Source organism: Sorangium sp. So ce128 (genome assembly GCF_051525245.1).
GTDB classification, from domain to species: domain Bacteria; phylum Myxococcota_A; class Polyangia; order Polyangiales; family Polyangiaceae; genus Sorangium; species Sorangium cellulosum_B.
Genome location: NZ_CP150313.1, coordinates 9,932,043 through 9,945,751, shown reverse-complemented (window position 1 = coordinate 9,945,751; position 13,709 = coordinate 9,932,043). Strand labels below are relative to the sequence as shown.

Here is a 13,709-nt window from a genome sequence, read left to right as displayed (position 1 = left end):
CTCGATGGCAGAGCTCACTTGGCCCCCCGCGGAATGAGCACGCATTTGAGGATCCCGTCGGTCCTCGCCGCGAACACCCGGTACATCTCCGCGGCCGCCTCGAGCGGGACGCGGTGGGTGATGAGCGCCCTCGGGTCGATGTTCCCGCTGCGGATGTGCTCGAGCAGGCGGGGCATGTACCGCTTGACGTCGCACTGCCCGGTCTTGATCGTCAGGCCCTTGTTCATGGCCGCGCCCACGTCGAGGAGGTTCCACGGCGGCCCGTAGACGCCGACGATCGAGACCCTCCCGCCGCGGCGGACCGACTGGATCGCCCAGTTGAGGGCGACGGGCGACCCGGCCTCGAGCTTGAGCGCCTTGCCCAGCACGTCGTGCAGCGCCGAGCCGTTCGCCTCGAGGCCGACCGCCTCGATGCAGACGTCCGGCCCGCGGCCGTCGGTCATGTCCCGGAGCGCGGACACGACATCATGGGTCTCGCTGAAATCGAGCGTCTCTGCCTTGTTGTGCCGGCGCGCGAAATCGAGGCGGTAACCGACCGAATCGACGGCGATGACCCGGCGCGCGCCGAGGAGCCATGCGCACCGCTGGGCCACGAGGCCGACGGGCCCGCAGCCGAAGACGGCCACGGTGTCCGCGGGGCCGATGTCCCCCATCTCCGCGGCCTGGTACCCCGTGGGGATGATGTCCGAGAGAAAGAGCGCGTCCTCGTCCGAGAGGTCGTCGGGGATCTTCATGGGGCCGACGTCGGCGAAGGGGACGCGGACGCGCTCGGCCTGGCCGCCCTGGTAGCCGCCGGTGGTGTGTGAATAACCGAAGATCCCGCTGGCGAGCGTGGTGAGCGGGTTCGTGTTCTCGCAGGCGGAGGTGCGCTCTCGCTGGCAGAAGAAGCACGTCCCGCAGGCGATGTTGAAGGGCACCACGACCCGGTCGCCGCGCTTCAGCGTTTGCACGGAGGCCCCGAGCTCCTCCACGACGCCGGTGAACTCATGGCCGAAGATGGTCCCCACGCGCGTGTCAGGCACGTAGCCATGATAGAGGTGCAGATCCGAGCCGCAGATCGTGGCGCGACTCACGCGCAGGACCACGTCGTTCGGATGTTGAACCCGAGGCTCCGGGTTTTCCTCGACGCGGACGTTCTTCGGCCCATGGTATGTGAGCGCCAGCATTCGCACGACCTCCCAGCTTGCTCGACAGGGCAATGCAAGCGGTGAACCAGGCGCGCGCGCTCGTGGGTGCTCCTGGCGTAGGCATCGGCTCTCCGGGCTTCGGGCGCCCAGCCTCGGGACATCGAGGACATCGCTGCTGGCGCCGGCGGCCCGGGCGCCGTTCGCGGTATCCGCGATCGTTCGTCTTCTTCTTCTCTTTGTTCGGCAGCGGCGGCAGCTTCAGCTTCTTCGGATCGTCGAGCGCGCAGGCGCCCCCTTGCCGAGGCGATGGGCCGCCATCTTGCGCTTCAGGGTGTTCCTGTCGATGGCGAGCGCGCGCGCCGCGCGCGAGAGGTTGCCCTGGTGCACCTCGAGCGCGCGCCCGATCGCGGCGCGCTCGGCCGACGCCACGGCCTCCGCGAGCGGCGCGACCTCCTCGCCGCCTGCCTCCGACTCCGGCGCTCGCGCGATCCCGCCTGCGCCGCCGCTCGCGGGCCGCGCCGCCGGCGACGCGATCTCCGGCGCGAGATCGCCCACGTCGACCGTGTGCTCGCAGAACACGCCCCACCGCTGCACCTCCGCGCGCAGCTCGCGCACGTTGCCCGGCCAGGCGTGCTGGTAAAGGCTCCTCAGCGCCTCGCGCGTCACCTCGAGCCCGCGCCCCTTGCGCCGCGGCTGCACCTCGTCGAGGAACGCGCCGACGAGCACCTCGATGTCGCCACCCCGCGCACGGAGCGGGGGAACCTCGATGATCGCGCCGCGGAGCCGGTAATACAGGTCCTCGCGGAACGTCCCTTCCTCGACCATCGCCGCGAGGTCGCGGTGGGTGGCGGCGAGGACGCGGACGTCCAGCTCGATCTTCGCCTCGCCGCCCACCCGCCGCAGCGTCCCGTCCTGGAGCACGCGCAGCAGCGACGCCTGCACCCGCGGCGACAGCTCGCCGATCTCGTCGAGGAACAGCGTCCCGCCGTGCGCCTGCTCGAAGACGCCGCGCCGCCGCCCCGCGGCCCCGGTGAAGGCCCCCGCCTCGTGGCCGAACAGCTCGCTCGCGAGCACGCCCTCGGCGAAGACGCTGCAGTTCTCCGCGATGAACGGCCCTCTCGCGCGCGGGCTGTGCTCGTGGATCGCCCTGGCCGCGAGCTCCTTTCCGGTCCCGGTCTCGCCGACGATCAGCACAGGCACGTCGGTCGCGGCGACCCGGGCGATGCGGGCGCGGAGGAAGCGCATCGGCTCGCTCTCGCCCACGAGCACCGTGTCGCGCGTGCGCGCCTCGGCCCGCAGGCGCACGACCTCCTCGCGCAGCGCGCGGATCTCCGGGAAACCCTCGATGTCGAGCCGGACCTCGCGCACCGGCCGCGGGTGCGGGTGCGGCACGAACGCCGCCGGGATCACCTGGAGCATGCGCGCCGGCAGGATCCCCGCCTGCACCAGGATGACCCAGAGCGTCTGCGCCTGCGGCGTGCCGGCCGAGAGCAGGACGTCCGTCGCCCACGCCGCGGGTGGAAAGGCGCGCTTGAGCTGCGCCGAGAGCTTCCCGAGCGCCCGGAAGAGCTTCGCGTGGTCCGACGGATCGTCGACGTCCACGACCCGGAGCTCGATCCGCGGCGCGCGGGCCCGCGCCTGCTCGACGAGCGCCCGCGACGGCGCCTCGCCCGCCGGGATGGTGAGGACCACGATCGCGTCGTAGCGGCTCTCTTCCTGGTCGAGGAGCCGCAGCACCGGCCCGCGATCGCCCTCGGGCCGGCGGCCGTGGTGCGCCGGCGCCGGCCCGAGCGTGCCCGCGTCCGACCAGGTGAGGAGGAGGCGATTCACTGGTGCACCGTACACCAGACGTGGTGCATGATGTACCACTTTATCTGGTGCACGGCGCACCACGTTGAGGCGTTCTGCCGGCGTCGCCGCGGGCCGCGCGCTGGCACGGAAGCCGCAAGTCTCCTCCGCATTCCCATGGGCATTCCCGTTCTCCTCCGCGTTTGCGCCTGCCTTTGCCTCCTGCCCCGGAGATCTCGATGAAAGCCCCCGCCGATAGCGCAGTCCTTCCTGCCCACGCCCGCCTGGTCGCCCGCGACGACGTCTGGCTCGAGGGCAACGCCGTCCAGCAGCTCGCGCGCGTCGCCGCGCTGCCGGGCTGCGTCCGCGCCGTGGGCATGCCGGACCTGCACGCCGGGCGGGGCATCCCCATCGGCGCGGCCTTCGCCTTCGCGGATCAGGTCGTCCCGGAGCTCATCGGCGGCGACGCCGGCTGCGGCGTGCGGCTCGTCGCGACGTCGATCGGCCGCATGGCGCCGGACGTCCTCGAGCGGCGCGCCCGGCAGGCGATGGATGACGAGCCGCTCGCCGAGTGCGACCCGCGGGCGGTGTTCGAGCGGGTCTGGGAGCGCGGCGCGCGCGGCTTTGCCGAGGTCGACGGCGTGCCCGAGGCGCTCGCGCGGCTCGCGGCGGCGGAGCCGGAGGACGGCCTTCGCCCGAGCGGGGACGCCTCGCCGTACCGCGCGGGCTACGAGGGCGCGCTCGGCTCGGTCGGTGGGGGGAACCACTTCCTCGAGGTCGCCCGGGTCGGCGCGCTGCGGGACCCTGCGGCGGCGAAGGCCCTCGGCCTCTCCGCGGGGGAGCTCGTCGTCGTGGCGCACTCCGGCTCGCGCGGGCTCGGCGGCGCGCTGGGGCAGCGCTGGGGCGGCGCGGTGCTCGAGGGGGACGCGGCCGAGCCGTACCTCGGCGAGCTTGCCGGCGCGTGCCGCTTCGCGCGGGCGAACCGGCTCCTGCTCGCGTACCGGATGCTGCGCGCGCTCGGCGCCTCGCGGGCGTCGACGATCACGGGCGGGCTCGACCTCACCCACAACGACGTCGCGCGCGAGGCCGTGGGCGGCGAGCTGGCCTGGGTGCACCGCAAGGGCGCGGCGCCCGCCCGGGGCAGCGACTTCACCGTGGTGCTCGGGTCGCGCGGCGCGCCGTCGTGGGTGATGCGCGCGTGCGACGCCGAGGCGGGGCTGCGCTCCGTCGCGCACGGCGCGGGCCGCAAGATGGGGCGCAGCGAGGCGCGCGAGAAGATCGCGGCCAGGTACCGGCGGCGCGAGCTCGCCCGCACGGAGCTCGGCGGCCGTGTTGTGTGCGACGATCCGGCGCTGCTGCTCGAGGAGCACCCGGACGCGTACAAGCCGATCGAGCCGGTGATCGAGAGCCTCGTCGAGGCCGGCCTGGCGACGGCGGTCGCGCCGCTCGTGCCGGTGCTCACGGTGAAGCGATGAGCCGGTCGTGGGTGCAGATCAGCGCGGGGCGGGGGCCGGTCGAGGTGCGGCGCTTCGTGGCGCGGCTCGCCGAGCGCATGGAGGCGCTCTGCGAGGAGCGCGGGCTCGCGGTGGTCGACGTCACGCTGCACGGCGACGAGGACGCGCCGGCCTCGGTCGAGATCCTGGTGGAGGGCGACGCGCGGCGCTGCCTGGAGGGCGAGCTCGGGACACACGCGCTGGTCGAGCGGAGCGCGGCGCGGGGGAAGGCGGCGCGCAAGCGGTGGTTCGCGGGGGTGGCGGTCCACGCTGCGGGGGCGGACGTCGGGACGGGCGCGGGCGAGGGCGTGGATCTCGGCGAGCTCGAGATCTCGGCCTGCCGCGCGAGCGGGCCGGGGGGGCAGCACGTGAACAAGACGCTATCGGCGGTCCGGATCCACCACCGGCCGAGCGGGATCACGGTGCGCGTCGCTGATGAGCGCTCGCAGCGCGCGAACGTCCGCCGCGGGGTGGAGCGCATCGCCGAGCGGCTCGCCGAGCGCGCCGCCCGGCGCGTCGCGGAAGGGGAGGCGGCGCGCTGGAGCGAGCACGACCGGATCGTCCGGGGAGAGCCGGTGAGGACGTACCGGGTGGGGCGGAAGAGCGCGCTGGTGGTGGCAGGGGCGCGGGAGGCGCGGTGAGGGGGAGCGGGAACGGCCCCGCGTCACGTCGGCGCCTGCTGGACTGCTCGTGCGACTACGTCGACGAAAAGCCGCTGGAGCCTTCGTCGCTCTAAGAAGCGGATCTTGATGGTGGTCCGTCGCTTGCCGACGAACGCGAAAAGTGCCCCGCACCGCGCCTCTAACCCACGCGCTCGCGAATCAGACCCGAAAGCCGCTCGAAGCGGTAACGCATGTCCACCGGATCCAGCGTGACGAACACCTGCACGCCCGCAGGAATCATCGCGCCGCTCCGCCGAGGGCGCGGACCACCTCGATCCCGTGCGCCTTGGCGCGAGCTACTCTCTCCCCCCTTCTGTGCCGTCTCTGATTTTATCCAGCAGCAGGACCGTACCGCGCACGACGATCACCAGGAAGAGCATCAGAGGGAACGGCACGCAGAGCCCTATTCCGATCAAGATCATCAAGCTCGCCTTGAACAGCCCACCTGCGACCATGAGCAGCAGACCGACCGCCGCGTGCCAGAAGAACAGCCTGAGCCACCATCCTGCAGAAAATAGACCATCTCCCGGCATACTGACTCCGTGCGTTCGAGGGGGAGACCTCTACGACATACTCGGCCTGTTGACCCTACCCGGGTTGCCACCAGACCCCGGTTGATCCATCGATGGTCGACCCATCGCCATCGGGTCGTCCATCGGCAAGCACGCTTTCGTCCGGTCCAGCAGCGCCTGCACCCGAAGATGGGACCTCGTATCCCAGACGAGCGCTTCGCCGTTCGTCGTCCCGTGCGCGCGGCGGGCCGGCGCCGCTCCGCGCCCAGCATCGCCGACCCCGGCCAGAGCCGCAAGGAGCCACCCCATGGCGATGAGTGGGCGGCTACAGAACGCCGACCGCTCATTGGCGGACCGTGCGGAGACGCCTGGCGAGCCACGGTATTCCTGGACGACATCTCGGGAGTGTAGCAGGATTTAGGCCGATGGGCATCCCCGACGACCGGACGGGGCAGTCTGGGCGCCGACGACGTCCGCGACGCGCCATGCATGGGCGCCGCTGCGCGTTCAAGCAGCAACCCCCTCTGTTTCAGCGTTCCCGCACATGCCCATGGTGACAGTGCAACGCGAACCTTCGCGGCTCGGCAGCACAACGTACCGGCGTTCGAGCGTCAGACCGAGCGCGGCGAGGGAGGGTGATCGTCAGCAGTAGCGTCTGGTTGGCCAGCAGCGCGCCCTCGCTCAAGTTTTCCGCATGTCCGTCAATGGATGTTCCCGCTCCTCTACACGCTCGCTATTCGTCGCTCTTGCGTCTGGTCCACCACTCCCGAATCCTGGGCCGCGTGACGTTCATGAAGTAATCATCCTCTGTCGCGCGCTGCGCTTCGACTTCGCGTCTCATCTGCGCCGCCTTGTCGGGATCGCGCTCTCGCTCGTACCCGTAGATCCCGCCGAAGATCCGGATTGGTTTCGCTGCTGGGTCCGCCAGGGCGCAGCCTTTGAGCTGTTCGAACAATGCCGTACGCCACGGCTCTTCCAACTTGCTGAGCGTCTCATCGATACCGTCGTGAGTCGCCACGTCAAAGTTCAGGTCGTGCACATCACCCAAGGTCATGTCGCCCGACTCCCACGCGTGATGAACGGCCTCGAGGCGCTCGTCGATGGTAGGCTGTTTCGACTGGTCGCGCAGAAGGCTGCTCCAGCGATAGTCACGGTGCTCCGACTTGGGGCGCGTCGTCATGCCGAGTGGCTCCTTCCTTCGATTTCGCGAGTAAGAGGAGATGGGCAGCGGTCGGTGTCGATGGGTCGCCAGGATCCATCTCGCCTCACTGCGAGCGCATGTCGACGGCCCCGGTCGCGTAACAGTCGTCGAAATCGTCGCAGCGCAGGGGTGAACGACGACCACAACGAAGGTGTCGTTAGCATTGTCCAATCCTACCATTTTCGCGTGCTTGTGGAGCCGACAAATGGCCTCGGCTGGTAGTGCTCCTTCCCCGCCTCTCGCCCTTGCACCGATCCAGCGACTGGCTGACAGGTCCTCCAACCCTGCATGAATCGGCAGTAGAAAGGGCCGGGCATCATGCCGGACGCACGGCTCGACGGCGTGGGCCCGTACGAGCAGGCCAAGATCCAGGCCGAGCTCGGGTGCCTGGAGGAGCGTGGCCGGGGGCTCGTGGTGCCGGTGGGCAATGCGTCAAGGTGTCGCACCTCGTCGAACCATGCAGCCGTAATCCGGCCTTCGGCGCGCACATCGCCGCGCTGCGACAAGCGCGACATCGTGTCGCAGGACCTTGGCAGCGGGCGACGCTAGCCTGTTTCGCGATGATCCAGCGAGACCAGGACGGGCCTGCCAATGCCCCGGTCCATTTCCCTCACGGCGCGCGAAAGGGAAGCGGACCGGTGGGGCTCCGGTCGCCGCAGAGCTCGCGCTGGCGCCGCGTGGCCGCGCTGGCCGTCGCCCTCGCTGGCGTGGCGCTCACCGGCAGGGCCGAGCCCGCGCCGCCCAGCCAGGCGGCCTCCGAGCTCGTCGACTCGACCCCGGCGCCCGGCGAGAGGGCGCTCGCAGCGCGTCTGCTCGCGCCTTGTTGCTGGGATCAGACGCTCGATGTCCACGAATCGGAGGTGGCGCGCGATCTTCGTCGCGAGATCCACGCGCGTCTCCGGCGGGGCGAGGCGGCCGACGCGATCGAGCACGACCTCGTCGCGCGTTACGGCGAGCGCCTCCGCGCGGCGCCCTCGTCAGGCACGCTCGGCCAGGTCGCGCTGGGGTTGATGCTGGGCATCGCAGTGACCTTCCTCGGGATCTTCGCCCTGCTGCGTTCGTGGCGGAGCAACGCTGCGCAGGCCGCTCCGTCCGGAGGCACCCTCGTGGCTGCTCGCGACGAGTACGACGAGCGCCTCGACGACGAGCTCCGGGAGCGCGACGCATGAGCGCACCCGTCTTCCCGGTTGATTGGAGAGGAGGCTCAGCAGGGACATCTCGTTATGACCGCGGCGCAGTGGCCGCGGCGGAAACCTCTTCGCCCGGATGCCGTCGACTCCCCTTGAAGGATGGCCGCAGGGTGCGACAACTTGCTGCACGCAGGAGAGCCGAGCTTCGAGTAGGCTCCGCTCCGCTCCGGTGAAGTGGTGACGACGTTGTGGCCTCGTAGCTTGAAAGGTTGCCTGATGATTGGTTCAATGGCGCGTGTCACGCTCCTCGGCGTGGCCTGTCTTGCGGCTCTGAGCGGATGCGGCGGGAGCGATGAGGACGTCATCTCGAAGACGTTCGCGCTGCGCTTCGCCGCCAAGGTCGGCGACAGGCCGTTCTCCTGCACTGACACGTTCGATGGAGTCGGCACGACCGGATCGTCGGTCAATGCGCTCGATTTTCGCATGTACGTCTACGACGTCCGGCTTGTTCACGGCGACGGGTCCGAAGAGCCCCTCGCGCTGGAGCAGGATGGCCAATGGCAGCGCGACAAGATCGCGTTCCTCGACTTCGAGGACGGCACGGGCTCCTGTGAGACCGGCAGCCCGGAGACGAGGACCGAGGTTGTTGGCACCGCGCCCGCCGGCGATTACGCCGGTGTCAGGTTCAACGTGGGTTTGCCCCCGGAGATGAACCACCTGGACGCGGCGACGGCCCCGGCGCCCCTGAACATTCCCGGCATGTGGTGGTCGTGGAAGGGCGGCTACAAGTTCGTGCGCCTCGACCTCATCTCGACGATGAACCCGACCTACTTCTTCCACCTCGGGAGTACGAAGTGCGAGGGTACCGTGAGCGAGGGTTACTCGTGCGCCGCTGACAACCTCGCCGATATACGTATCGACGGGGTCGACCCGGAGTCGAGCACCATCGTCTTCGATGTTGCCAGATTCTATGCCGAGTCCGACCTCGACCACCAGGTCGACGGCGAGACGGATCGGACCTCCGGTTGCATGTCGTTCGAGGGCGATCCAGAGTGCCCGCCCGTCTTCAACGCGCTTGGCATGGGCTTCGATGGCGTGAACCCGTCCGCTGCGCAGACCGCCTTCCGGGTGGAGTGAGATGTACATCCTCAGAACGGCGACCTGCCTGCTCGCGTCGCTATGGGTCTGTGCGCTTGCTGGCTGCGGTGCCTCCGACGAGGACATGGACGAGCCGAGCGACGCGGAGATCCTCCCGGGCGACCCCCGCTTCGAGCGCGATCCAGCGCTCGACGTGGAGAACATCAGCGCCGCTGTCGAGAAGCGCAGCCACAACATGGGGCAGAACTGCATCGGCTGCCATCAGCCCCACGGGCCTGGCAAGGGGCTCTTCACCACGGCCGGGACGGTGTATGCGGCATCGGGCACGCCGGTGGCGGGCGGAACGGTCGAGCTCCGCACGGCCGGCGGAGGCGAGGGAGATCTCGTGCTCTCCGTCGCCATCGACGGGAACGGGAACTTCTTCACGACCGAGCCGCTGCCCTTCCCGGACCAAGCGCTGTTCTTCTTCCTGCGGTCCCAGGACGGCGAGGGGACGAACGAGATGCCGTTTCCATCCATCTCAGGAGCGTGTAATCTGTGTCACAACGAACAGCGCCGCATTCTGCTGGAGTGATCCGCGCAATCGCGTCGGCGGCGCTCGTCGCGCTCGCGGCGGCGTCGTGTGGGGGCGAGACGGAGGCGACCTTGCCGGCCGACGGCTACGAGCTCGCCTTGCCCGTCGGCTTCCCGAGGCCGTGGGTGCCGCCCGACAACCCGATGACCGAGGCGAAGGTCGCGCTCGGGCGCGCCCTGTTCTTCGACGAGCGCTTGTCGGGCAACGGGACCATGGCGTGCGCCTCGTGTCACGAGCGCGACAGGGGGTTTGCCGACGGCAAGCCCACCCCGACCGGCTCGACGGGGGACGCGATCCCGCGCAACGCGATGGGGCTGGCCAATGTCGCCTATTTCCCGCTGCTCACGTGGGGCAACCCCACGCTGTCGTCGCTCGAGGAGCAGGCGCTCGTCCCGATGTTCGGCGAGAACCCGGTAGAGCTCGGGATCACCGGCGCCGAGGACGTCGTTCTCGGCCGGCTCCGCGGCGACGAGGCGTACAAGGCCGCGTTCGTCGCCGCGTTCCCCGGCGAGAGCGAGCCGATCACGTTCGATACCGTCGTGAAGGCGATCGCGACGTTCGAGAGGACGCTCCTCTCCGGGCGCTCCGCGTACGATCGCACCACGTACGGCGGAGAGGCGGGCGCGATGTCCGAGGCGGCGTTGCGCGGCATGGACCTCTTCTTCTCCGAGCGGCTCGAGTGTTATCACTGCCACAGCGGGATCAACTTCACGACCGCGTTCCGGAGCGCCGAGACGAAGCAGGCGGAGATGGATTTCCACAACACCGGCCTCTACAACCTCGGCTCGGACGGGGACTATCCGTCCGGCGGAGAGGGGCTGTTCGAGTTCACCGGCGACCCGGCGGACAAGGGGAAATTCCGCGTTCCTTCGCTGCGCAACGTCGAGCTGACGGCGCCCTATATGCACGACGGGAGCGTGGCCACCCTGGAGGAGGTCGTCGACCACTACGCCGCGGGAGGCAGGACCATCGACGACGGGCCGTTCGCGGGCGTGGGCAGCGAGAACCCGAACAAGAGCACGCTCGTCAGGGCTTTCACCATCACGCCGGAGGAGAAGGCGGATGTCGTGGCCTTCATGAAGAGCTTGACCGATCCGGAGTTCGCAGCCTTGGTGGACGGCGCGCAGGCGCCGTGACCGGTAGGTGTCAGTTACCTCGGTTACATCGGCCGGCCCCCGCTCGCGCGGACGATCTCCCCCGTGACCGCGGTGTTCGCCGCCGAGCACAGGAAGACGATCGTCGGCGCCACCTCCTCCGGCCGCAGCAATCGCCCCACGGGATACGCCTTCCCGCGCTGCGCGACGAGCTCCGGTGATGCCTGCGCGCTCACCCTGTCGGTCAGCGTCAAGCCCGGCACCACCACGTTGGTCAATATCCCGTGCGGCCCGAGCTCGCGCGCGAGCACGGACGTGAGCCCGTGGAGCGCCGCCTTGGCGGCGGCATACGGCCCTCCGCCCACCACCCCGTCGAGCGCCACGCCCGAGGAGATATTGACGATCCGCCCCCATCCGCGGGCCCGCATCGAGGGCACCGCGGCCTGGATGGCGGCGAAGGCGCCGTCGATGTTGTCGTGGATGACGCCCTGCCACTCCGCGAGCGGGATGTCCTCGAAGCGCGGCGCTTCCCAGGGCAAGCGCTCGCTCCAGCGGACCGCGTTGTTGACGAGCACATCGATCTGCCCGAAGCGCGCCACGGTGGCCGCGACGGCCGCCTTGACGGACTCGACCGACCCGAGGTCGAGCTCCAGCGCGACCGCCTCGCCGCCTCGCCCCTCGATCTCCCGGACGACCTCTCGGGCCTTCTCCCGCTCGCTCCGGTAGGTGAGCGCCACGCGGGCCCCCTCGGCCGCGAGCTGCAACGCCACCTCCTTGCCGATCCCCTGCGAGCCACCGGTCACCAGCGCGGCCCTCTTCTCCAGCCCCAGCTCCATGCGACACCTCGCTTTCGACAGGAAGGTAAACAAAATGGAATAAACTTCCAAGATGAAACTGGAAGAATCCTCCAGTTGGGCCGGCTGGCCAGCGATGCGCGGCTGGGGTAGGGGAGGGGCCATGGCCGTGGCTCGACAGAACGGCGTGGCCCGCCGGGAGGCGCTCCTGGACGCGGCGCTCCGCTGCTTCGAGCAGCGGGGCCTCTTGCGCACCGGCATCGAGGACGTCCGCAAGGAGGCGGGCGCGAGCCCTTCGAGCGTGTACCACCTCTTCGAGGACTTCCCGGCGCTCGTGGCGGCGCTGCTGGAGCGGACCTTCGAGCGGCTGGTGGGGCACGTGACCGCGCGCGTGCTCGCCGCCAGGACGGCGCGCTCGGCGGTGCGGGCGCTGGTGGAGGCGCACTTGACCTGGGTGTTCGACCACGAGGGCGAGGCGCGCTTCATGTACCAGGCGCTCGCGCTGGAGCTCGACGGGCATCACCGCGCCGCGCTCCGGGAGACCAAGGCGCGGCTCAAGGCGGAGATCATGGCGCACCTCTCCGAGCTCGGCCTCTTCTCCGGGGCGCGCTCCTCCGAGCTGATGGTCGACGTGGTGCTGCTCGGGCCGGCGCACCAGGCCTGCCGCGCCTACCTCTCCGCGCCAGGCGCCGTGGACCCCGCGTGGATGAAGGCGACCCTGCCCGAGCTCGCCTGCGGGGCGATGGGCAAGGTCGACCCGCCGCAACGAGCGCCGCGGACAGGGCAGCGCGCCGCTGGCGTGGAGCCGCGTCAGCAAGGCGGTGGGAGACGGAAAGGCAAGCCGGGCTGAGGAGGTGTCCGCCATCGAGCCCGAGCGGGGCTCGGACCGCTGGTGCGCGCAGCAGCAGGACCGGCCTCGCGCGATCTCACGCCCTGATTACGATCACGACGCATCCTGGCCATTGCGGCGCATGTCTCCTGCACGGTTCCCGCCCGTTGAGACGGGCTTGACACGATCCACACGATGCGTGCTACGGTCCCCCCCGAAGCCACCTGACGCAGCGATGGCGGCCCGGCCTGTGTCGGTCCGTAGCGCGTCCCTGGTGGCCTGCGCGACCCGAGACCACCGGGACGACCTTACGTGGTCGCTGAGGCTCCGCACAACATGGCTGAGACGAAGTCGGCATCCACGACGCTGCCCCTTCTCACGTTCGTTCTCCGCAATTACAAGAATTTCAACGCCCGCGCGACGCGCGACGCGCTCCTCGCGTACTGGGAGCACATCGAGCGCGGGGGGAAGATGTTCTGGGCCGTGGCCGGGGCGATGTCTTCGGCCCAGCTCGGCATCACGCTGGCGCCGGCCATCCGCGCCGGCCTGATCCACGGCATGTCCGTGACCGGCGCCAACCTGGAGGAGTCGCTGTTTCGCCTCGTGGCGCATGACGGCTACCGCGACTTCCCCGACTACCGTTACCTCACCAAGCAGGACGACACGCGGATCCTCGAGAACCGGATGCGGCGCGTGACCGACACCAGCATCCCCGAGGACGAGGCTTTCCGCGCGGTCGAGAAGCACATCGTCCCCATGTGGGAGCGGGCGACGGCGAGCGGCGAGCGCCGCTTCTGGCACGAGTATTTCTACGATCTGATCCGGGCGGTCGAGCCCGCGCTCCACCGCGGACCGCCCGAGGACTGCTGGCTGCTCGCCGCAGCGGAGGCCGGGCTGCCGCTGGTGGTCCCGGGCCACGAGGACTCGACCTTCGGCAACATCTTCGCGTCCTACGTGAGGCGGGGCGAGTGCAGCGCGAGCATCGTGAAGTCGGGCATCGAGTACATGGCCGCGCTGTACGATCAGTACCGCGCGCTCAGCGCAGGCGCGGGCGTGGGGTTCTTCCAGATCGGCGGGGGCATCGCGGGGGACTTCCCCATCTGCGTGGTGCCGTCGCTCAAGTACGACCTCGAAGAGCCGGCACGGCCCTGGGCCTACTTCTGCCAGATCTCCGACTCGACGACGTCCTACGGCTCGTACTCCGGCGCCACGCCCAACGAGAAGATCACCTGGGACAAGCTGACCGAGGACACGCCCATGTTCGTGATCGAGTCGGACGCCACCATCGTGGCGCCGCTCCTGCTCGGAGCGCTGCTCGAGTGCAAGCGCCACCCGGCCGAGGCGCGGGCCATCATCGAGGCGCGCGGCGCGTGAGGACCGGCGGCTTTCCTTGTCCCTGAAGCGAGG

Annotated in this window: 14 protein-coding genes; 9 read left to right on the top strand and 5 right to left on the bottom strand. The window is 70.0% G+C overall.

The features are described from left to right. Positions 1-14: 14 nt before the first annotated feature. The gene (locus WME82_RS37690) at positions 15-1,166 is read right to left on the bottom strand and encodes a zinc-dependent alcohol dehydrogenase (RefSeq protein WP_438039273.1); all 1,152 of its coding nucleotides are present in this window, start codon (positions 1,164-1,166) and stop codon (positions 15-17) included. A 219-nt stretch (positions 1,167-1,385) separates the two neighbouring features. Continuing rightward, positions 1,386-2,957: a sigma-54 interaction domain-containing protein gene (locus WME82_RS37685; RefSeq protein WP_438039272.1), complete on the bottom strand. Its 1,572-nt coding sequence runs from the start codon at positions 2,955-2,957 to the stop codon at positions 1,386-1,388. A gap of 197 nt (positions 2,958-3,154) precedes the next feature. On the opposite strand from WME82_RS37685, the gene WME82_RS37680 reads away from it, so the two are divergent. Further along, positions 3,155-4,390, top strand: coding sequence for an RtcB family protein (locus WME82_RS37680; protein ID WP_438039271.1), 1,236 nt, complete (start codon positions 3,155-3,157; stop codon positions 4,388-4,390). Continuing rightward, on the top strand, positions 4,387-5,049 hold the full coding sequence (locus tag WME82_RS37675) for a peptide chain release factor-like protein (RefSeq protein WP_438039270.1): 663 nt from the start codon (positions 4,387-4,389) through the stop codon (positions 5,047-5,049). Before WME82_RS37680 ends, WME82_RS37675 begins: the two co-directional genes overlap by 4 nt. A gap of 317 nt (positions 5,050-5,366) precedes the next feature. Here the strand turns inward: WME82_RS37675 and WME82_RS37670 are convergent, their stop codons facing one another. After that, positions 5,367-5,603, bottom strand: a complete 237-nt coding sequence (locus WME82_RS37670) for a hypothetical protein (protein WP_438039269.1) — start codon at positions 5,601-5,603, stop codon at positions 5,367-5,369. 712 nt (positions 5,604-6,315) lie between these two features. Then, positions 6,316-6,762: a hypothetical protein gene (locus WME82_RS37665; RefSeq protein ID WP_438039268.1), complete on the bottom strand. Its 447-nt coding sequence runs from the start codon at positions 6,760-6,762 to the stop codon at positions 6,316-6,318. Between the two features lie 339 nt (positions 6,763-7,101). On the opposite strand from WME82_RS37665, the gene WME82_RS37660 reads away from it, so the two are divergent. The 5 genes from WME82_RS37660 to WME82_RS37640 all read left to right on the top strand — a co-directional run bounded on the left by WME82_RS37660 (position 7,102) and on the right by WME82_RS37640 (position 10,721). Then, positions 7,102-7,332, top strand: coding sequence for a hypothetical protein (locus WME82_RS37660; RefSeq protein WP_438039267.1), 231 nt, complete (start codon positions 7,102-7,104; stop codon positions 7,330-7,332). Positions 7,333-7,343: 11 nt separating this feature from the next. Further along, the gene (locus tag WME82_RS37655; RefSeq protein WP_438039266.1) at positions 7,344-7,952 is read left to right on the top strand and encodes a cytochrome c-type biogenesis protein; all 609 of its coding nucleotides are present in this window, start codon (positions 7,344-7,346) and stop codon (positions 7,950-7,952) included. 249 nt (positions 7,953-8,201) lie between these two features. Further along, positions 8,202-9,050 carry an MbnP family copper-binding protein gene (locus WME82_RS37650; protein ID WP_438039265.1) on the top strand — a complete coding sequence of 283 codons (849 nt, stop codon included), beginning with the start codon at positions 8,202-8,204 and terminating at the stop codon, positions 9,048-9,050. Position 9,051: 1 nt separating this feature from the next. After that, complete coding sequence (locus WME82_RS37645) at positions 9,052-9,585, top strand: carboxypeptidase-like regulatory domain-containing protein (RefSeq protein ID WP_438039264.1); 534 nt, start codon at positions 9,052-9,054, stop codon at positions 9,583-9,585. Beyond that, positions 9,582-10,721, top strand: coding sequence for an MbnH family di-heme enzyme (locus WME82_RS37640; protein WP_438039263.1), 1,140 nt, complete (start codon positions 9,582-9,584; stop codon positions 10,719-10,721). Before WME82_RS37645 ends, WME82_RS37640 begins: the two co-directional genes overlap by 4 nt. Before the next feature lie 23 nt (positions 10,722-10,744). Here the strand turns inward: WME82_RS37640 and WME82_RS37635 are convergent, their stop codons facing one another. After that, positions 10,745-11,515 carry an SDR family NAD(P)-dependent oxidoreductase gene (locus WME82_RS37635; protein ID WP_438039262.1) on the bottom strand — a complete coding sequence of 257 codons (771 nt, stop codon included), beginning with the start codon at positions 11,513-11,515 and terminating at the stop codon, positions 10,745-10,747. Positions 11,516-11,636: 121 nt separating this feature from the next. Here WME82_RS37635 and WME82_RS37630 point away from each other — a divergent pair, with 121 nt between their 5' ends. Together WME82_RS37630 and WME82_RS37625 are read left to right on the top strand one after the other, a co-directional pair. Beyond that, a complete protein-coding gene (locus WME82_RS37630) occupies positions 11,637-12,323 on the top strand; it encodes a TetR/AcrR family transcriptional regulator (protein WP_438039261.1) in 687 nt (228 codons plus the stop codon). Between the two features lie 315 nt (positions 12,324-12,638). Next, positions 12,639-13,676 carry a deoxyhypusine synthase family protein gene (locus tag WME82_RS37625; RefSeq protein WP_438039260.1) on the top strand — a complete coding sequence of 346 codons (1,038 nt, stop codon included), beginning with the start codon at positions 12,639-12,641 and terminating at the stop codon, positions 13,674-13,676. The last annotated feature ends 33 nt before the right edge of the window (positions 13,677-13,709 follow it).